At 67.7% G+C, this 19,813-nt stretch carries 16 protein-coding genes; 10 read left to right on the top strand and 6 right to left on the bottom strand.

Annotated features, from left to right (window positions below; translation table 11 throughout):
* Positions 1–17 precede the first annotated feature (17 nt).
* From ACJH71_RS14625 to ACJH71_RS14605, 5 genes are all read left to right on the top strand, one after another.
* On the top strand, positions 18–605 hold the full coding sequence (locus ACJH71_RS14625) for a lipid droplet-associated protein (protein WP_406758726.1): 588 nt from the start codon (positions 18–20) through the stop codon (positions 603–605).
* Complete coding sequence (gene xseA, locus ACJH71_RS14620; RefSeq protein WP_406758725.1) at positions 602–1,843, top strand: exodeoxyribonuclease VII large subunit; 1,242 nt, start codon at positions 602–604, stop codon at positions 1,841–1,843. The genes ACJH71_RS14625 and xseA overlap by 4 nt, the downstream gene beginning before the upstream one ends.
* Entirely contained in the window at positions 1,833–2,075 is a 243-nt protein-coding gene (locus ACJH71_RS14615) for an exodeoxyribonuclease VII small subunit (protein WP_406758724.1), read from the top strand. Before xseA ends, ACJH71_RS14615 begins: the two co-directional genes overlap by 11 nt.
* Before the next feature lie 43 nt (positions 2,076–2,118).
* Positions 2,119–3,228: an NAD-dependent epimerase/dehydratase family protein gene (locus ACJH71_RS14610; RefSeq protein WP_406758723.1), complete on the top strand. Its 1,110-nt coding sequence runs from the start codon at positions 2,119–2,121 to the stop codon at positions 3,226–3,228.
* Between the two features lie 74 nt (positions 3,229–3,302).
* A complete protein-coding gene (locus tag ACJH71_RS14605) occupies positions 3,303–6,512 on the top strand; it encodes an adenylate/guanylate cyclase domain-containing protein (protein WP_406758722.1) in 3,210 nt (1,069 codons plus the stop codon).
* Here ACJH71_RS14605 and ACJH71_RS14600 read toward each other — a convergent pair.
* The 3 genes from ACJH71_RS14600 to ACJH71_RS14590 form a co-directional block, all read right to left on the bottom strand.
* Positions 6,493–8,019, bottom strand: coding sequence for a PE-PPE domain-containing protein (locus ACJH71_RS14600; protein WP_406758721.1), 1,527 nt, complete (start codon positions 8,017–8,019; stop codon positions 6,493–6,495). The genes ACJH71_RS14605 and ACJH71_RS14600 overlap by 20 nt on opposite strands.
* Positions 8,020–8,033: 14 nt before the next feature.
* Positions 8,034–8,219 (bottom strand): hypothetical protein, encoded by a 186-nt coding sequence (locus ACJH71_RS14595; protein ID WP_406758720.1) that lies wholly within the window; start codon positions 8,217–8,219, stop codon positions 8,034–8,036.
* Between the two features lie 547 nt (positions 8,220–8,766).
* Positions 8,767–11,337 (bottom strand): LuxR C-terminal-related transcriptional regulator, encoded by a 2,571-nt coding sequence (locus ACJH71_RS14590; RefSeq protein WP_406758719.1) that lies wholly within the window; start codon positions 11,335–11,337, stop codon positions 8,767–8,769.
* Positions 11,338–11,623: 286 nt separating this feature from the next.
* Between ACJH71_RS14590 and ACJH71_RS14585 the strand changes: the two genes are divergently transcribed.
* Together ACJH71_RS14585 and ACJH71_RS14580 are read left to right on the top strand one after the other, a co-directional pair.
* The gene (locus tag ACJH71_RS14585; protein ID WP_406758718.1) at positions 11,624–12,673 is read left to right on the top strand and encodes an NAD-dependent epimerase/dehydratase family protein; all 1,050 of its coding nucleotides are present in this window, start codon (positions 11,624–11,626) and stop codon (positions 12,671–12,673) included.
* Complete coding sequence (locus ACJH71_RS14580) at positions 12,670–13,758, top strand: AI-2E family transporter (RefSeq protein WP_406758717.1); 1,089 nt, start codon at positions 12,670–12,672, stop codon at positions 13,756–13,758. The genes ACJH71_RS14585 and ACJH71_RS14580 overlap by 4 nt, the downstream gene beginning before the upstream one ends.
* Here ACJH71_RS14580 and ACJH71_RS14575 read toward each other — a convergent pair whose 3' ends face one another.
* Positions 13,759–14,388 carry a DUF4245 domain-containing protein gene (locus ACJH71_RS14575; RefSeq protein WP_406758716.1) on the bottom strand — a complete coding sequence of 210 codons (630 nt, stop codon included), beginning with the start codon at positions 14,386–14,388 and terminating at the stop codon, positions 13,759–13,761.
* Positions 14,389–14,453: 65 nt separating this feature from the next.
* On the opposite strand from ACJH71_RS14575, the gene glpX reads away from it, so the two are divergent.
* Genes glpX through ACJH71_RS14560 form a run of 3 tightly spaced genes read left to right on the top strand, consistent with a single transcriptional unit; the run spans position 14,454 to position 18,270 of the window.
* Complete coding sequence (glpX, locus tag ACJH71_RS14570; protein WP_406758715.1) at positions 14,454–15,485, top strand: class II fructose-bisphosphatase; 1,032 nt, start codon at positions 14,454–14,456, stop codon at positions 15,483–15,485.
* A 25-nt stretch (positions 15,486–15,510) separates the two neighbouring features.
* Positions 15,511–16,905, top strand: a complete 1,395-nt coding sequence (locus tag ACJH71_RS14565) for a class II fumarate hydratase (RefSeq protein WP_406758714.1) — start codon at positions 15,511–15,513, stop codon at positions 16,903–16,905.
* A gap of 15 nt (positions 16,906–16,920) precedes the next feature.
* Positions 16,921–18,270: an MFS transporter gene (locus ACJH71_RS14560; RefSeq protein ID WP_406758713.1), complete on the top strand. Its 1,350-nt coding sequence runs from the start codon at positions 16,921–16,923 to the stop codon at positions 18,268–18,270.
* Here ACJH71_RS14560 and ACJH71_RS14555 read toward each other — a convergent pair.
* Together ACJH71_RS14555 and ACJH71_RS14550 are read right to left on the bottom strand one after the other, a co-directional pair.
* Positions 18,227–18,814: a TetR/AcrR family transcriptional regulator gene (locus tag ACJH71_RS14555; RefSeq protein WP_406758712.1), complete on the bottom strand. Its 588-nt coding sequence runs from the start codon at positions 18,812–18,814 to the stop codon at positions 18,227–18,229. The genes ACJH71_RS14560 and ACJH71_RS14555 overlap by 44 nt on opposite strands.
* A gap of 13 nt (positions 18,815–18,827) precedes the next feature.
* Positions 18,828–19,784 carry an oxygenase MpaB family protein gene (locus tag ACJH71_RS14550; protein ID WP_406758711.1) on the bottom strand — a complete coding sequence of 319 codons (957 nt, stop codon included), beginning with the start codon at positions 19,782–19,784 and terminating at the stop codon, positions 18,828–18,830.
* Between the last annotated feature and the right edge of the window lie 29 nt (positions 19,785–19,813).

The raw sequence follows: 19,813 nt of genomic DNA, 5'->3' as shown, positions 1-19,813 counted from the left end.
AAGGCAGGCTGGGGGCCATGGCAAACGCACCCTTTGGAGTCCGGCTTCTGGTCGGCGCGGCCACCGTCGCGGTCGAGGAGACCCTGAAGCTGCCGCAAACCATCCTGACCTACCCGATGACGCTGGCCAGCCAGGCCGCGCACGCGGTGATGCGCTGGCAGCAGGGTATGGCTGAGCTGGTCAACAAGGGCGACACCACCCTCGAGTCGCTGTTCCCGCCGAAGGATGAGCAGCCGGAGTGGGCGACCTTCGACGATGACGTGGAGGACAGCGTCGACGGCGCGGCCGCGACCTTCGATGACGACGACGACACCGGCCCGCGTACCGACGGACGGTTCGCCCTCTATTCGTTCAGCGAGGACGGGGCTACCCCTCCCGTGGAGAACGGCGCGCCGAGCACGACCGCCAACTCCGACGTGCCCGTCCCCGATCTGGTCGACGAACTGGACTACGGCTCGCTGACCCTGGCCCAGCTGCGGGCCCGGCTGGCCTCGCTCAGCCTCGACGAGTTGGAGACCCTGCTCGCCTACGAAGAGGCCACCAAGGCCCGGGCACCGTTCCAGACGCTGCTGGCCAACAGGATCACCCGCACCACCGCAAAGTGACCGCCCCCGCGCCGGGCGAAACCGCCGAGAACCCGTTCCCGGTCCGCGCGGTTGCCATCCGGGTCAAGGGCTGGATCGACCGGCTGGGATCGGTGTGGGTGGAGGGGCAGCTCACCCAGATCAACCTGCGCCCGGGCGTGCGGACGGTGTTCATGGTGCTGCGCGACCCCGCCGCCGACATGTCCCTGACGGTGACGTGCAGCCCCGAACTGGTGGCTTCAGCGCCGGTCAAGCTGACCGAAGGCACCCAGGTGGTGGTCTGCGGCAAACCCAACTTCTACACCGCCCGGGGCACCTTCTCGCTGCGCCTGACCGAGATCCGTGCCGTCGGCATCGGTGAGCTGCTGGCCCGCATCGAGCGGCTGCGCCGGCTGCTGGACGCCGAGGGACTCTTCGATCCGCGACTCAAACGGCCGTTGCCGTTCCTGCCGGGCACGATCGGCCTGATCACCGGGCGCGCCAGTGCCGCCGAGCGCGATGTCATGGCGGTGGCCGGCACCCGCTGGCCGGCGGTGCGCTTCGCGGTGCGCAACACCGCCGTGCAGGGACCCACCGCGGTCGCCCAGATGGTCGAGGCGCTGCGCGAGCTGGACGCCGACCCGGCCGTGGAGGTGATCGTGCTGGCCCGCGGCGGCGGCAGCGTCGAGGACCTGCTGCCGTTCTCCGACGAAACTCTGTGCCGGGCGATCGCGGCGTGCCGAACTCCGCTGGTCAGCGCGATCGGCCACGAACCCGACAGCCCGTTGTGCGATCTGGTGGCCGACCTGCGCGCGGCCACCCCCACCGACGCGGCGAAGCGGATCGTCCCGGACGCCGCGGCCGAACAGGCGCTGGTCGATGACCTGCGGCGACGCAGCGCGCAGGCCGTACGTAACTGGGTGGTGCGCGAGGACCGGGTGCTGATGCAGCTGCGCAGCCGACCGGTGCTGGCCGACCCGCTGCGCGCGCTGACCGAGCGCGGCGAGGAGGTGCGCCGCGCGCTGGCCGCGGTGCGTCGTGATGTCACCCGGCTGATCGCCGTGCAGAGCGAACGGGTGGGGCACCTGTCGGCGCGGCTGGCTACCCTGGGCCCGGCCGCGACATTGGCGCGCGGCTACGCGGTCGTCCAGACTGTCGGCGCGGCGGGACCGCACGTACTGCGGTCGGTCGACGATGCGGCGGCCGGCACCCGACTGCGAATCCGGGTGGCCGACGGGGCCGTCGCGGCAACGAGTGAGGGGTGTGTCGATGGCAGCTGAGCAAGCCGATCCGGTGACACCCGTTAGTGAGCTTGGCTATGAGCAATGCCGCGACGAGCTGATCGACGTGGTGCAGCGGCTGGAGCAGGGCGGGATGGATCTCGACGCGTCGCTGAGCCTGTGGGAACGGGGCGAGCAGCTGGCCAAGCGGTGTGAAGAGCACCTGGCCGGCGCCCGGCGCCGGGTGCAGGAAGTGCTGGAATCCGAGCCCGGCGATGACGCCCGCGGGTGACTTCAACCACAAGAACTGAAACACGTTCAGTTATGCTCGCCCGATGGGTGATCCTTCACTGACTACTGAACTGGGCCGGGTACTGGTCACCGGCGGCTCCGGCTTCGTCGGGACCAATTTCGTCAAGACCCTGCTGGAACGCGGCTACCAGGTGCGCTCTTTCGACCGCGCACCGTCGAGCCTGCCCGACCACCCCAACTTGCAGAAGCTGGAAGGCGACATCTGCGACCCGCAGACGGTGGCCGCGGCGGTCACCGACATCGACACCGTGTTCCACACCGCCGCGATCATCGATCTGCAGGGTGGCGCGAAGGTCACCGACGAGATCCGCCGGCGCAGCTTCGCGGTCAACGTCGACGGCACCAAGAACCTGGTGCAGGCCGGACAGCGGGCCGGGGTGAAGCGGTTCGTCTACACCGCCTCCAACAGCGTTGTGATGGGCGGCAAGGCCATCTCCGGCGGCGACGAAACCATGGCCTACACCACCAAGTTCAACGACCTCTACACCGAGACCAAGGTGGTCGCCGAGAAGTTCGTGCTCGGCGAGAACGGCGTTGACGGCATGCTGACCTGTGCGATCCGGCCGTCGGGCATCTGGGGCGACGGGGACCAGACCATGTTCCGCAAGCTGTTCGAAAGCGTGGTCGCCGGGCACGTCAAGGTGTTGGTCGGCAGCAAGCGCGCCAAGCTCGACAACTCCTACGTGCACAACCTGATTCACGGCTTCATCCTGGCCGCCGAGCACCTGGTTCCCGGCGGATCGGCACCCGGTCAGGCCTACTTCATCAACGACGGCGAACCGATCAACATGTTCGAGTTCGCTCGACCGGTCATGGAGGCGTGCGGAGAGCGCTGGCCCCGGATCCGGGTCTCGGGCCGGATGGTGCGCGACGCGATGTTCGCCTGGCAGTGGCTGCACTTCCGGTTCGGTCTGCCCGAGCCGATGTTGGAACCCGGTGCGGTGGAACGGCTTTACCTCAACAACTACTTCTCGATCGCCAAGGCCGGCCGCGACCTCGGCTACCAGCCGTTGTTCACCACCGAGCAGGCCATGGCCGACTGCATGCCCTACTACAAGAAGCTCTTCGAGGTAGTCAAGGCCGAGGCGAATCCGCACCTGGCGACGGTGGTCGCCGAGCCGCACCCGGAGTAGCCCCAGCTCAGCGCTGGGAAGTTTCTCGGCGAACGCGGTATCCAGCTATGGGTCCGCGGTGACACGATAACGACGTGAACGGCGTTGGGCCGCTGTCGGAACTGCCAGCCTTGGTGTGCAGTTCATGCGGCACGGGGCTGCCCGCGACCTTCAAGTTCTGCAATGAGTGCGGAGCGGCGGTTCTGGCAGCACCGATACCGGCTGAATACAAGCAGGTGACGGTGCTGTTCGCCGACGTGGTGCACTGGATGGACATCGCCGCGGCGGTGGGTTCCGAGCGGTTGCGCGAGATCATGGCCGACCTCGCCGACCGCTGCGCGGAGGTGGTACAGCGCTACGGCAGCACGGTCGCACAGTGGACGGGCGACGGGATCATGGTGGTGTTCGGCGCCCCGGTCGCCGTGGAAGACCACGCCGTGCGGGCCTGCCTGGCCGCCTTGGATATTCAAGAGGAGTCGAAGCGGCTTGCCGTCGAGGTCGCCGAGCGCGACGGCATCGAGCTGCGGCTGCGGGTCGGGTTGAACTCCGGTGAGGTGATCGCGGGCGGGATCGGCTCGGGACAGTTCGGCTACGCCGCGGTGGGTGAGCAGGTCGGGATGGCCCAGCGGATGGAGTCGGTCGCGCCACCGGGCGCGATCATGCTGAGCACGTCGACAGCCGGGCTGGTCGAGGGCGCGGCCGCACTGGGTGATGTCGAGTGGGTTCGGATCAAGGGCGCCTCCGAACCCGTGCCCGCCCGCCGCCTGTTGGGCATGGCCGAGCGGCATCGCGCGGTCCGGCGGGCGGAGTCCAGCCTGATCGGCCGGCGCGGGGAGCTGGCCACCGTAGCGGCGATGGTGGACCGCGCGATCCACGGTCACGGCGGTGTGGCCGGTGTGGTGGGGGCGCCGGGCATCGGGAAGAGCCGGATGGCCCGGGAGGTCGCGGCGGCCGCGGCAGGTCGCGGCGTGAAGGTGGTGTGGGCATTCTGCGAGTCGCATGCCGGCGATATCCCGTTTCAGGCCGTGTCGAGGCTGCTGCGGGCGAGCATCGGCGTGGATGACCTGTGGGACGAGGACGCCCGCGCACGGGTCCGCGACCGCTTTGGGCACGCCGACGCGCAGGATCTGCTGCTGCTCGATGATTTGCTGGGTATCGCCGACCCTGATGTGACACTGCCCCAGATCGACGCCGATACCCGCCGCAGCCGGCTGACAGCTCTGATCAACTCGGCGTCGCTGGCCCGCACCGAACCAACTTTGTTCATCATCGAGGATGTGCACTGGATCGATCCCGTCAGCGACTCCCTGATCGCGGACTTCTTAGCGGTGCTCCCCCACACCCCCTCGATGGTGCTGATCACCTACCGCCCCGACTACCGCGGCGCGCTGACACATCTACCCTATGCACAGAAAATAGTCCTTGCCCCGCTGGATGATTCGGACATCACGGCGCTGACCGGCGAGCTGTTGGGATCGGATCCGTCGGTCGGCGAGCTGGCCGCGATCATCGCCGGGCGAGCCGCCGGGAATCCGTTCTTCGCCGAGGAGATGGTGCGCGAGTTGGCCCAGCGCGGGGCGCTGGACGGCGAACACGGTGGCTACGTCTGCCGCACGCGGGCGGCGGACGTCACGGTGCCACCCACGGTGCAGGCTGCCATTGAGGCGCGCACCGACCAGCTGAGCAGTGGGGCCAAACGAACATTGAACGCGGCCTCGGTGATCGGAGCGCGCTTCGGCGCGGAGCTGTTGCCCGCACTGGGCGTCGATGCGGTGTTCGACGAGTTGCTCGCGGCCGAGCTGATCGACGAGGTCGACCTCACCGCGAGTGCCGAGTATGCCTTTAGGCATCCGTTGATCCGCACGGTGGTTTACGAATCGCAGCTCAAGTCCGATCGCGCTCACTGGCACCGGAAGCTGGCCGCCGCGATCCAAGAACGGGCTCCCGGCTCGCTGGAGGACAACGCTGCGCTGATAGCCGAACATCTGCAGGCTGCCGGTGAACTGCGCGCCGCGTATGCCTGGCACATGCGCGCGGGGGCATGGTCCACCAACCGCGATCTGGTCGCGGCCCGGGGCAGCTGGGAACGGGCCCGCCGCATCGCCGACGCGCTACCGACAGCGGACCCAGAACATTTGTCGATGCGGATCGCCCCGCGAACCATGTTGTGCGCCACCGACTGGCAAGCCCGAGAGGTCCAGGAAAGCCGCAGTCGCTTCGAGGAACTGCAAGCGTTGTGCGACGCGGCCGGCGACCAGGTGTCGCTGGCCATCGGGATGACCGCGCTGGCCACCGAGCTGCTCTACGCAGGCCGCTCGCGTGAGGGCGCGCAGCTGGCATCCCGGCAGATGGCGCTGTTCGAGTCGATCGGCGATCGCTCCCCGACCATGGGCTTGGCGTTCATGGCGTTCGTCAACTGGCTCTGTGTCGGTGAATTCGGCGAGATCTTGCGGTGGTCGCAGACCATCGTCGACCTGGCCGAAGGCGACCCCGCCAAGGGCGCCAACTTCGGAGTGGGATCACCTCTCGCGATCGCACTGGCATGGCGTGGCAGTGCCCGGTGGTGGCTGGGCCGTGCCGGATGGCTCCAAGACCTCCATGATGCCGTTGCGATGGCCTTGTGCAGTAACGCGGAAACCCTGGGCAGCACCGTCGCCTGGACCTACGGTTTCGCGTTGCAGTACGGGGTGCTTCGCCCCAGCGCCGCCGCGCAGCGCGCGTGCGAGGAGGCGGTGCAATGTGCCCAACGGGCCAGCAGCGATCGCGCACTCGGGCTGGCCGGCTATGCGCTCGGTGTCGTGCTGATCAATCGGGACAACGCCACCGACCGTCATCGGGGGCTGGAATTGATCCTGCAGAGCCGCGACATCTGGCTGCGCAAACGCGCACTCTTCCTCATCCCGGTCACCGACGTGTGGGCCGCCCGGGAGACCGCCCGCAGCGGTGACTACGACGCTGCCATCACGGCGATGCGCGCCGCGGTTGACGACTTGCGTAACGCCGGAAATGTCTTCTACGGCGTGTGGGGGACCGGCGTCCTGGTGGAGACACTGCTGGAGCGAGGCGCCGAGGGCGACCTGGCCGAAGCCGACGAGGCAATTCACTGGTTGGCGAGCCTCCCGGCGGGTCAATGCTCGGCGATGTGCGAGATCGCCCTGCTGCGGCTGACTGCACTGCTGTGCCGTGCACGCGGTGATGTCGTGGCCGGCGCTGAAGCGGTGAATCGCTATCGCGCACTGGCGGAATCGCTTGGCTTCGAACGTCATATCGACTGGGCGGGGGCGCTTACGAGAACAGCTCCATGAAGTTATCCAGGGTGCCGAGGGCCGCGAACAGTGCCGGTGGAGCCCCGAGCAGCAGATCGAACGGGACCAGACCTGAATAAGCCGCCAGTGGAAGCCCGATCGCGTCAAGAAGGTCACCGACCAGAAGCTGGTCGACAAAGATGTTCGCGGCATACGCGGGGAGGCTGGTGAACAGCGCACTGACCGCGTCGGCGGCGGGCAGCAGCGCCGAGTAGTCGTAGGCCAGCGTGCTGTTGATCATGGTGATGATGTCGGCCACCGGTGAATTGAGCGTCACGTCGGAAACCGGGAAGCCGGCGAGCGTGAGGAGCCCCTCCATCACATCGTTAAACGTCGGGTTCTCCGGAGCGAATCCGTGGGTGTAGAGCGAGTCCGCGAACGGCAGCCAGGGCGCGATCTGCTCTTCGTAGCTGACCGGATTCGCAAGGGCGTTGAGGGCGTCGGTGATTCCCTGCTGCAAGCCGTTGCCCAGAGCCGTAGAAAGCTGGCCCAGGTCGATCTGCGGGAACAACCCGAACGTCGTGGGGACATTCGCCGGCCCCTGATTCCATCCTTCGTCGATGCTGCCGTAGCCCAGGTTCACCAGGATCCGGGTGACGGGCTCCAACAAGTCATACAGGGGCTGGCCGATCCCGGGGAGGAACAGCAGCGGCATCAGCAACGGCAGGCTCGCGCTCGGGATCATGTAGTACTCGGTGAGGCCTTCGCCGGACAGTGCCTCGGATCCCGGCAACAGAATCGCACTTTCAACCTGCTCCGGGGTGAGGTTCGCATAGATGAAGTGCTGGGTGAAGTTTCCTATCAGGGCGTTGAGGACCGACAACAGATTCAGCGGATAACGCGGAAAGTCGGCGCTGGCGTCGTATTCGAGGCTGTAGATGTCGGTCGGATACAGATCCGACGGGGTCGGGGGGCTGAACGGGAAGTTCGCCGCGGTGAAGGCCCAGCTGTTGCCGGCCGGAAAGTCGAAGGTGTTCAACAGGCCGCCGTTTGGGTTGTTGACATCGCCCACCAGCACGAAGTGCACCAGGTCGCTGGGGACACCCGCGTCGCGCAGTTGCGGCATGATCTGCGAGGCCACCGCGGCGCTCTGCGAGTAGCCGAAAACCACGAGGGGATTCTCCGACGTCACCCCGCCGGCGGCGATCTGGTTTTGGATGTCGGAGAGCATGATCGGCTGTCCGTGGCTCACCGACGCCCCGAACCCCATGCTCTTGACACCGGTGATCGGATAGAGCTCGTTGGGCAGCAGCGCGGCCTGCATCGTGCCGGTGAAGCCGCCCGGCTCCAGATACAGCGTGTTGATCGCATCGAGAAACTGCGGGGGCGGCAGCATCGGGCCACCGCTGCCGTCATACACCAACGCCGTACCGCCGCCGGTGAGTTGGATGTCTCGGGCCTGCGGGGCGGTCGATGCCGCCACCAGGGGGACGGCGATCAGGCTGGTGCCGGCCACCACCGTACTTATGGCAAGAAAGACGACCGGCAAAGTCGGTGTACGCCTCATCGTCCTTCGCGCCGTCATAGTCGGCGCATCTCTCGTGCCAACGCGGCATTCTCGAGAAAGGAGCTGAGGTCCGGCGGATAGTGGATCCGTTCCGGCCGAGTTCCAATGTGGAACATCGCCACGACGGCTTCCATCGCATGAAGGTGCTTGAGGTGCGGCACGTGCAACGGATGGGCGTGTACCGCAGACAACGTGGACATGATGGGTCTTCTTTCTGCTGCACTGTGATCGGAAAATCGTGACTCTGTTCCGACACGCAGTACGCAGTGGTGGACTACTGCAATCTCCCGCGGTTGCACTGGCGCAATACCGAGCTCATCCTCGGCACCCGCGCGCCGATTCCTCTCGGACGGATGCGCGAAACGCGGCGATCTACTTCAGCAACGACGAAGTCAGCCGCAGGAGTGATGGGACCGGCCCTCCAGCATGTCACTGCCGCCCAAGGAGTTCGAGGCCGACCGACTATGTCTGCGCCCACCGCAGTGCTGTCCGGTGCACCTCTTCAACGGAGCCCCTGAACAGCTGGATGACTTGCAGGTTCCGGTCATAATGCGTCGCGACCCAGCCGATACCGCGTTCGCAGTCAACGCGCAGCAGGGTGCCGTCTTTGGCCCAATCGTGACCGCACGATCGTGGGGCAATCATGTCAACCCTCCCCGCTTGGTGCCTGGTACCGATGCGTCCATATCAATCATCACGGGCATGGGGCGGGTGTAGTTCAGTGGTGCACTACTGCAGTCTCCGGGTCTACCGGCGGTGAGGGCGCAGGGCTGCGAGTTCGTCACGGCAGTTGGTGTCCGTCTTCAACATGGCCCGGTAGATGTGGCTTTCGACAGTGCGAACAGAAACGGTCAGCCGCTCGGCAATCTCCCGGTTGGACAATCCCGCGCTGATCAACATCACGATCTCTTGCTCGCGATCGGTCAGCGGCAAGGGCTGTGCGGCCTGGCGCAGCGCCGGGGTGCTCGCGCCACCGCATTGTTCGGCCAGGGCGGCGGCGCGGGTCGAGCAGACTAACGCTGTTCCGCGCAGGTCTTGGCGGCGGTACTCGATCGCTGCCTGGGCGGCAGCATCGACTGCGGCAACCAGATCCCCCATCCGCTCGAAGTCCAGTGATACCACGGCCATTTCCCCGGCATCTCCGTCGCGTAGCGCGGCGGCGAACCGGGCTGCCAGGCCTACCCGCGGCCCCTCGACGACATCTTCGAGCTCGCGTAGCCGGGCCGCACCGGTGCGATCGCCGAACTGAGCGGCGGTCTGCAGACAGATCACTTCCGCCGCGAACTGCCCTTTGGCCGCGGCGGCCTGGGCCGCCGACCTGACGACCGCGATCGCCTCCCTGACTGCGCCCTGGCCGGCGACCACCCACGCCCGGGCCAGGCTCCGGTCACAATCGAGCAAGCGGAACGGACGTGGCGGCTTGTCGAGCGTGGCGAGGGCCGCGGCAGCCTCATCGGTTGCACCTCGCATGGCTGACGCGGTGATGCCCGGCACCAGATAGCGGTATCCCCAACCGATGGCATGGCCGGCGGACAATCCTGCTTCCGCCTGCTCCAGCAGCCGGCACGCGGCGTCCAGGCGGCCCGCACCCAGGGCCGCCAGGCCCGCCACGGCGACACCGAGCGACCCCGCCGCCCCCGGTAGCTGGGCGGCCTGCCGGCTGACCCGCTCGGCCGCCTCGACGGCTTCGCCCACCCGTCCCGCCATCAGCAAGGCGCCGATGTGTGCATCGGCGATGTTGAAACTCATCTGCGGAGCGTCAAGCGAACGGGCCGCGACGCCATACCCCGCCTCGGCGGTGGCCACGGCCTCGGCCGTTCGCCCCGCGTCCGCGGCGATGGCGGCAAGCACCCAGGCAATCTCGGCGCCGACAACGGCGGGCAACTCCTCCATCTCAAGCACTTCGGCGGCCTGCCTCGCCGCATCCGGGCGGTCCACGGCAAACCAGTACACCGTGAGGAAGGCATCGATGTAACTGTGCGCCTGCCGCGGCACGGTGCGCGAAACCTCATCGATGAATTCCTTCGCCCGCGCGGGCTCACCGAGCGCCCAGAGCATGTTGCTGGCCCGCAGAAACGCCAACCGGGCCCGCTCGCCGTCGGCCAAGTCGCCGGCGGCGATCTCGGCGAGCACACTGTCGGCCTCCCGGCCATGGCCCAGCCACGACAATGCGTGTGCACGAACGAAACTCGCCTCCGGCCCGCCACCGCCGCGGATCGCCGCTCCGGCAAGTCGTTCGGCGAGGGGCAGGTCCGCCAGCCAGACGGCGCCACGAGCAGCCCGGATCAGCAATTCGGCGTCGGGGGTGAGGTCGGAGTCCAGACTCAGGGTGGCGCGCCGCACCACCACCTGAATGTCGTCTCGATCATCGGCTTTGGCGAGTTCAGTGGCCACCACTCCGCGCAGACGCCGTAGCCGGGTGGCCGGCGCTCGGGTGCGGCGCACTTCACCGTAGAGCGGATGCGCGACCCGCACCTGAACACCACCGACGCTGGGCTCCAGCGTGATCAGGCCGCGAGTATCGGCCTCTTCGACCGCGACAGGGTCGGTGATCCGGGTCAGGACGGCCAGATCGATCGGCTCCCCGACCGCCAGCGTGTCGATCACATCGCTGATCGGCCCGGGCAGGGTCCCGAAGCGAGATTCGATGAGCTCGACCAGGCTGAGCGGCATGATCGGATCCCCAATCCACCGCCAGTAGCCGCGCTGTTGCGCAATCCGGCCGTCGGCGACCTCCTGCTCGACGATGTGACGCAGATACAACACATTGCCGTGAGTCAGCTTCCAGAGCCGCTGGACCGCATCAGGATCCACCGGTCCCGCCATGGCCGCCGACAGCAGCGTGGCGGTCTCCTCGATCGACAACGGCTGCAGGTCGAGCCGCTCGAACCGACCAGAGGTCCAAATCTCATGCACCGCAGCGGGAATGGACTCGCCGTCACGTACGGCCAGAATCACCTTCGCCATGTTCCGTTGCACGATCTGGTGCACGACGAAGGCCGACAGGTCGTCGAGCAGATGTGCGTCATCGACGCCCACCACAACCATGGCGCCGGCGGGGGCGGCCACCAGTGATTCGATCACCCCTCGCAACAGCTGGACCGTGTCGGTGACACCCGGCGGCATCCACGCCGCGAAGGCGCCGAGTGGAATTGCGCGCGCCGCAGATGTGCCTACCGCCCAACGTGTTTCACTGCCCCGCGACTCGGCAGCCGACAGTGCTTCACGTGCGATCCGGCTTTTCCCCACACCCGAAGCGCCATGGACGACGATTCCGGAGATCTCCGAGGCCACGAGGGCAGTCTCGAGAGTCCGCATCTCCGCCGGACGGGCGGTCAAAGGCCACGACAAACGCACGATCCCGCCCCGATTGTCACGCTCATCGCTACGCCGCCGATCCGGAATTCATCCGATCGGAAAAGAATAGACTTATCCACCCTGACCAGCTGCTTATCGGGAAATTAGGGCTCCCTGCAGTACCGAGATCCCAGGCCGGCCGCGTCCTTGCCGACGCGACATTCCGCGAGGCGTTTACCCGGAAGATCGGTCGCTGAGCCGAGTTTCCCGGCAAAATCGCGAGAACACTTTCCAATCGAGGGGTCTCATGGACACGGTCCTGGTCACCGGCGCGTTCGGGCTGGTCGGTTCGGCAGTGGTGCGTCGGTTGGCCGCCGAGGGCCGCGCCGTTGTCGCGACCGACCTCGACATCCCGGCCAACCGCAAGGCGGTCGCCGCACTGCCGGCGTCGGTGCAGGTGCGCTACGCCGATCTGACCGATCCGGCGGCCGTCGACGCGCTGGTCGGCGCTGTCCGGCCCGCCGCGATCATCCACCTGGCGGCAGTGATCCCGCCGTTCATCTACATGCGCCGCGACCTGGCGCGTCGCGTCAACGTCGAGGCCACCGGGCATCTGTTGGCGGCGGCCGCCGCCGAAACTAAACCGCCGCGATTCGTGCAGGCCTCCAGCATCGCGGTGTACGGGTCACGCAACCCGCACACCGTCTCGGGCGTGCTGACCGCCGACACCCCGACCAATCCCGCCGACGTCTACGGCGACCACAAACTGCAGGCCGAACAACTGGTGCGCGCCTCGCCGCTGGACTGGGTCATCCTGCGGCTGGGCGGGGTGATCACCGTCGACCCGGGCTCCTACATGAAGCTCGACAACCTGTACTTCGAGCAGCTGCTCCCCAGCGACGGCAGGTTGCAGACCGTCGATGTGCGCGACGTCGCCGCGGCGTTCGTCGCCGCCACCACCGCGCCCGTCGTCGGGGAGACCCTGCTGATCGGCGGCGACGACTCGCACCGCCAGATCCAGGGCGACGTCGCACCGGCGATGGCCGCTGCGTTGGGACTGGTCAACGGTCTGCCCGCCGGGCTGCCCGGTAATCCCGACCGCGACGAGGACTGGTTCAACACCGACTGGATGGACTCGCGGCGGGCCCAGGAGGCCCTCGGCTTCCAGCACCACTCCTGGCCGGAGATGCTTGCCGAGACGGCGGCCCGAGCCGGCGCACAGCGCTATCTGCTGCGGGCCGTCTCGCCCCTGGCCCGCGCCGTGCTGCGAACCCGCGCCCCCTACTACCGCAATGGCCAGCGGTTCGCCGGACCCTGGCAGGCCATCGCCGACAAATGGAGTGAGCCACGCCCATGAATCACGAATTCACTCCCACCCAACGTCGGGCGCTGGCGGTCTTCACCGTGATCGCGCTGATGTTCGGCGCCTATTTCCTGCGCACCTACTTTGTGCTGATCGTGGTGGCCGCGGTCGGCGCCTACCTGTTCACCCCGTTGTTCCGGATGCTCAACCGCAGGGTGTCTACCGGGCTGGCGGCCACCGGGTCCCTGTTGGCTGCCCTGGTCGCCGTCATCGTCCCGGTCGGATTGTCGGTCTTTCTGGCCGTCGTGCAGATCTCTCGCACGGTCGGCGAGGTCGCCGAATGGGTGCAGGCGACCGATCCCAACGCGCTGGGCGACAAGGTGCTCAAGTTCATCAACGGCGTGCTGGCCAAGGTGCCGTTTGTGCACGTCGAGCTGACCATGGAATCGCTGCGCGGGGCGATGGTCAACGTGGCGCAGAAGGGCGGCGAGCTGCTGCTGCACGTGTTGCAGGGCGCCGTCGGCGGAGTGGTGGGCGCGGTCACCTCGGCGATCATCTTCTTGTACGTGTTCCTCGCGCTGCTGACCCACCGCGAGGAACTGCACACCCTGATTCGCCGGCTCAACCCACTCGGCGCCGAGGTGACCGATCTGTACCTGGCCAAGATGGGCTCGATGGTGCGCGGCACCGTCGGCGGACAGTTCGTGATCGCGTTCTGCCAGGGCGTCGCCGGAGCCGCGTCCATCTACATCGGCGGATTCCACCAGGCGTTCTTCATCTTCGCGATCGTGCTGACCGCGCTGTCGATCATCCCGCTCGGCGGAGGCATCGTGACCATGCCGTTCGGCATCGGCATGGCGCTGTTCGGCAACGTCATCGGCGGGCTGTTCGTGTTCTTCTTCCACCTGGTCGTGGTGACCAACATCGACAACTTCCTGCGCCCGGTGCTGGTGCCGCGCGACGCCCGGCTCAATTCCGCGCTGATGCTGCTGGCCGTCTTCGCCGGCATCGCCATGTTCGGCTTCTGGGGCATCGTTATCGGCCCGGTCCTGATGATCATCATCGTCACCACCATCGACGTGTACCTGGCGGCGTTCTCCAGCGACCAGACCAGCGAAGAGCTGTTGGCAGAGGGTTAGCTACCGAGTCGCCGGCAGCGGCGCCTGCGACTGCACGGCCGCCGCCACAGTCCGGAACAGCTCGGGGCCGCCCGCACCGGAGATCGCCAACTGGGCCGCGCCGGCCTTTCCGGCCAGCCGGGTGGTCCACACCGGGTCGCCCTCGCCCTGGTACACCACCCAGCGGGTGCCGTCGACGTCCTCGCTGCCGGTCGGGTGCAGTCCGGGGCTGATGGAGGCGACCAGCGGGACCTCGTCGGCGTTGCTCTGCGTCAGGCTCACGTACATCCCGGTCGGGCTGACGTAGCCCACCCGCGAGGTGACCGCGCGTAACCGCTGGCCTTTGGCGTCGCCGCGCCCATCGGTGATGCTGCCGCGGGAGCCGGAGTTGGGCTGCCAGCCCTCGGGCAGCTGCGGCAGTCGGACCGGGAACCCCAGGGTCTGCGCATCGGCCTTCAACGCCGTGGCGGCGTCGTAGGACGGCACCGGCCCGGCGGTGATCCCGCCCGGGCGAAACGCGCACGTCCCGGCCAGACCGGCCAGCGCGACACAGGCCAACACCAGCGGCACGATTGACCAGAACATGTCACGCCAGTCCTGCAGTATGCGTGGTTTGGCAGGCTTGGGTGCCGGCTGGGGCTCGTTGCTCACGGAAGCCAGTATCCCAGCTCAACAGTGCGGATCCGGCTCTGGGAGAATCAACAGCCGTGACTGGCATGACGGGACCAACTCGACGCGAAGCCCCAGACCGCAACCTGGCCTTGGAGCTGGTGCGGGTGACCGAGGCCGGTGCCATGGCATCCGGCCGCTGGGTGGGCCGCGGCGACAAGGAGGGCGGCGACGGCGCGGCCGTCGACGCGATGCGCGAACTGGTGAACTCGGTGTCGATGCGCGGCGTGGTGGTGATCGGCGAGGGCGAGAAGGACCACGCGCCGATGCTCTACAACGGCGAAGAGGTGGGCAACGGCGACGGCCCCGACTGCGACTTCGCTGTCGACCCGGTCGATGGCACCACCCTGATGAGCAAGGGCATGCCCAACGCCATCTCGGTGCTGGCGGTGGCCGAGCGCGGCGCGATGTTCGACCCGTCGGCGGTGTTCTACATGAACAAGATCGCCGTCGGCCCGGAGGCCGCTGACGTGCTGGACATCACCAAGCCGATCGCGGACAACATCGCCGCGGTCGCCAAGGTCAAGGGCCTGTCCGCCCGGGACATGACGGTCTGCATCCTGGACCGCCCGCGGCACGCGCAGCTGATCGCCGACGCACGGGCCACCGGGGCGCGCATCAGGCTGATCACCGACGGCGACGTGGCCGGCGCGATTTCGGCGTGCCGGCCCGACTCGGGCACCGACATGCTGGCCGGGATCGGCGGAACCCCCGAGGGGATCATCGCCGCGGCCGCGATCCGCTGTATGGGCGGGGCGATCCAAGCCCAGCTGGCGCCCACCGATGACGCCGAGCGGCAGAAGGCCCTCGACGCCGGCTACGACCTGGACGCGGTGCTGACCACCGAAGACCTGGTCTCCGGGGAGAACGTGTTCTTCTGTGCCACCGGCGTCACCGACGGCGACCTGCTCAAGGGGGTTCGCTACTACCCCGGCGGCTGCACCACCCAATCGATCGTGATGCGCTCGAAGTCCGGCACCGTCCGGATGATCGAGGCCTATCACCGGCTGTCGAAGCTCAACGAGTACTCGGCCGTCGACTTCACCGGCGACTCCCACGCCGCCTATCCCCTGCCCTGACCGTCAAGCGAGGACCGGAAAAGCTATGAGCGAGATCGAATACCGCATCGAACACGACACCATGGGCGAGGTCCGGGTGCCGGTGACCGCGCTGTGGCGCGCCCAGACCCAGCGTGCGGTGGAGAACTTCCCGATCTCCGGGCGGGGCCTGGAGCGCACCCAGATCCGGGCGCTCGGTCTGCTCAAGAGCGCGTGTGCGCAGGTGAACGCCGACCTGGGTCTGCTGGCACCGGAGAAGGCCGCCGCCATCAAGGCCGCCGCCGCCGAGATCGCCGAGGGCAAGCACGACGACCAGTTCCCCATCGACGTCTTCCAGACCGGCTCGGGCACCAGCTCGAACATGAACACCAACGAGGTGATCGCCTCGATCGCTTCGGCCAACGGCGTCACGGTGCACCCCAACGACGACGTGAACATGTCGCAGTCGTCCAACGACACCTTCCCGACCGCCACCCACATCGCGGCCACCGAAGCCGCAGTGCGCCACCTGATCCCGTCGCTGCAGGTGCTGCACGACGCGCTGGCCGCCAAGGCCGCGCAGTGGCGCACCGTGGTGAAGTCGGGCCGCACCCACCTGATGGACGCCGTCCCGGTCACCCTGGGCCAGGAGTTCTCCGGCTACGCCCGCCAGATCGCCGCCGGTATCGAGCGGGTGCAGGCCACCCTGCCCCGCCTCGGTGAGCTGGCGATCGGCGGCACCGCCGTCGGCACCGGCCTGAACGCCCCGGACGGCTTCGGCGCCAAGGTGGTCGAGGTGCTGGTCGCCGAGACCGGCATCACCGAGCTGCGCACCGCGGCCAACTCGTTCGAGGCCCAGGCGGCGCGCGACGGCCTGGTCGAGGCCTCGGGTGCGCTGCGCACCATCGCGGTGTCGCTGACCAAGATCGCCAACGACATCCGCTGGATGGGTTCAGGTCCGCTGACCGGCCTGGCCGAGATCCAGCTGCCCGACCTGCAGCCGGGCAGCTCGATCATGCCGGGCAAGGTGAATCCCGTTCTGCCCGAGGCGGTCACCCAGGTGGCCGCGCAGGTGATCGGCAACGACGCGGCGATCGCCTGGGGCGGCGGCAACGGCGCCTTCGAGCTCAACGTCTACATCCCGATGATGGCCCGCAACATGCTGGAGTCCTTCACGCTGCTGTCCAACGTCTCGCGCCTGTTCGCCGAGCGCTGCATCGTCGGGCTGGTCGCCAATGAGGAGCACCTGCGGGAACTGGCCGAGTCCAGCCCGTCGATCGTGACGCCGCTGAACTCCGCGATCGGCTACGAGGAGGCCGCCGCGGTGGCCAAGCAGGCCCTCAAGGAGCGCAAGACCATTCGCCAGACCGTGATCGACCGCGGCCTGATCGGCGAGAACCTGTCGGAGGCCGAGCTGGACAAGCGCCTCGACGTGTTGGCGATGGCCAAGGTAAAGGACTGATCCGCCAGGCCGCGGATGAACCCTGACCCCGCCGCGGCGCAGCTGGGCCGGGCGACGCTGGCAAAAGTCTCCCGTCGGCTGATCCCCTTCCTGGCGCTGCTGTTCGTCGTCAACTACCTGGACCGGGTCAATATCGGCTTCGCCGGGCCCAACGGGATGAACGCCGAGCTGGGCCTCACCGCGACCACGTTCGGATTCGCGTCCGGGATCTTCTTCTTCGGCTACCTGTTGCTGGAGATACCCAGCAACATCGCGCTGCACAGGTTCGGCGGCCGACGCTGGCTGGCCCGGATCATGCTGACCTGGGGAATCGTCAGCACCGCAATCGCTTTCGTGCCCAACGCAGCGACGCTCGTCGCGCTGCGGTTCCTGCTGGGGGTGGCCGAAGCCGGCTTCTTCCCGGGCATCATCCTCTACCTCACGTTCTGGTTCCCGGAGAAGCATCGATCCCGGGCGGTCTCGCTGTTCATGGTGTCGGTGCCGGTTTCCACGGCCATCGGCGCCACCTTGTCCGCGCTCGTCATCGACTGGGGCCATGGCGTTTTCGGTCTGGCCGGGTGGCGGTTCATGTTCCTCGTCGAGGGGTTGCCGGCCATTGCGTTGGCGTTCGCCTGCTGGTTCTACCTGACCGATCGCCCGGCCGCGGCCGGCTGGCTCGACGCCGACGAACGCCAATGGCTGGAAACCACGTTGGCCGACGAGCGTGCGGTGGCCGAGGCCGGTCAACACTGGCCGCTACGCAAGGCGCTCAGCCACCCGAGGATCCTGGCCCTGGCGTTCGTCTACTTCGGGATCGTCTACGGGCTGTACGCCGTTGGGTTCTTCCTACCGACCATCGTCTCGGGATTTCAGCAGCAGTACGGCAGCCACCTCAGCATCATCGGACGCGGCCTGGTGACCGCTATCCCCTACGCGATCGCGGCGATCGTGATGGTGCCCTGGGCTCGCCACGCCGACCGGACGGGCGAACGCGTCTGGCATGTGGCGATCCCCGCGATCGCCGGCGGGATCAGCATTCCGGCAGCGCTGTATATGGCCAACCCGTATCTGGCGATGGTCGCGATCACTGTGACCACGTGCTCGATCATGTGCGCCATGCCGGTTTTCTGGGCGCTGCCCTCGACCTTCCTCACCGGGACCGCGGCGGCCGGTGGCATCGCGTTGATCAACTCGCTGGGCAACATCAGCGGCTTCGGTGGTCCCTACGTGACGGGTTGGCTGACCGATCTGACCGGCGACGGCAGGGCCGCGCTCTGGGTGGTCGGGGCCTTCTCGCTGGCCTCGGCCGCCGTCGTTCTCCGGCTCGGTTCCGCCCCAGCGGCTACCAGACCAGCGGCGCCAGATACTTATTCGCGTAAGCGCTGACCGCCTGCTCGTCAGCCGGGTCGAGCACCGACGTCGACACTTGGGCGATCGAAGCGGCCAGGCGCACATGCAGTTCGGCGGCAGCCACCAAATCGCCGTCGGGCATGGTGGCTCCGGCGGCGCGTAGCGCCTTGGCCATCGCGCTCGACGCGCTGTCCAGGAATGCCTCGGCCTCCTGGTACATCCCGGCCATCGTCGGCACACCGGCGTCCAGCCGCAGCAGCTTCCGCACCACCGGATCGGTGGTGAGCAGCCGCAACCCGGCACGAAACGCCGCAACCGCGGCGTTCTTCGGCCCGGAGTCCACCGCGACGGTGCGCAGCTGAACCATCGCATTGTCGAAGGCCCGGCGACCGAGCTCGGTGATCAGTGCGTCGCGCGTCGGGAAGCGCCGGTACAAGGTGCTGCGACTGACTCCTGCCTGGCGGGCGATGACATCAAGGCTGGCGCGGCCCACCCCGACCAGCCCGACTTCTTCGGCGGCCGCTTTGAGGATGGCCGCCTCTTGCTCGGCTGGGCTCGCGGTACTGCGTCGCGATGTCATCGGCACCAGTGTGTCATCCCATCGGGCAGCCGCCGGGCGGCGCAAAGGAATCCAGCGCGACCGAGCGGTGCATCTTCACCAGCTTCTCGTACTGCAGCCGGTTGTAGGCCAGCGGCACCAGCACGACGCGATCGGGCAACACCCGCCACGCCATCTGCAGCAGCTGGGTGTAGAAGTTGAATTCGACGTCGTGGTGCGGCTGCCACCGGAAACCCGTCAGCTCCCGAACCCCGGGGTGCATGATCCCGAACGAACAGATCTTGACCACGCGGCCGGCCCCCGCGCTGAGGACCGACCACAGCGGAGCAGCCGCGGCCCGTACCGGGGCCGGCAGGGCCGACGGCAGCGGCAGCTTGCCCAGCCCGGCGGTGACCCGATCCAAGAACGGGTTGGCCGCCAGGTCGGTCTGCACCATCTGGTCGTAGTACTCGGCGGCCTCGACATAGGTCGCGGGGAACTTGCCGGCCTTGCCGGGCAGCTCGAGAGCGCTGAACGCCTCGACCAGTTGCTGGTAGGCCGCCTCCCGCTCGGCGTCGTTCCATTTGATGCCGGTGACGGGGGTGAACGAATTGAGGGTCACGAACATGCCGCTGACGGCAATCCAGTTCCACAGCCGCGGGTTCAGCGCGCTGTAGCGGACGTCGGCGAAGTCGCCCTTGCCGTGGCCGTGCACGTCGCGGTGCATCCGCTTGAGTCGCTCGCCTTCGGCCGCGCGGTCCTCGGCATCACCCCAGATGGCAAGCAGGGCAGAGAATCCGCTGCGGATGGCGCGGTCGGTGAAGTTGCGTTCGAAGCGCCCGGTCTTGTCCACCGCGGCGGCCACCGGCACCAACGCCACCTCGTCGAACGCCGCGGCGCCGAACAGGCCCGACAGCACGCTGCCGGAGTGCCTGCGGAATTGGGCCATCACCTCGGGCCGAACCCGAGAGGCAGGGTCGATGCTGGTGACACGACTGATCACTGCCGTCATCTGAGGCCTCCTCGACTCACTTGACACAA

The organism is Mycobacterium sp. SMC-15, assembly GCF_045310925.1.
Lineage (GTDB): Bacteria > Actinomycetota > Actinomycetes > Mycobacteriales > Mycobacteriaceae > Mycobacterium.
Note: the sequence above shows the minus strand (reverse complement) of the source record. Positions and strands in the feature narration are given on the sequence as shown.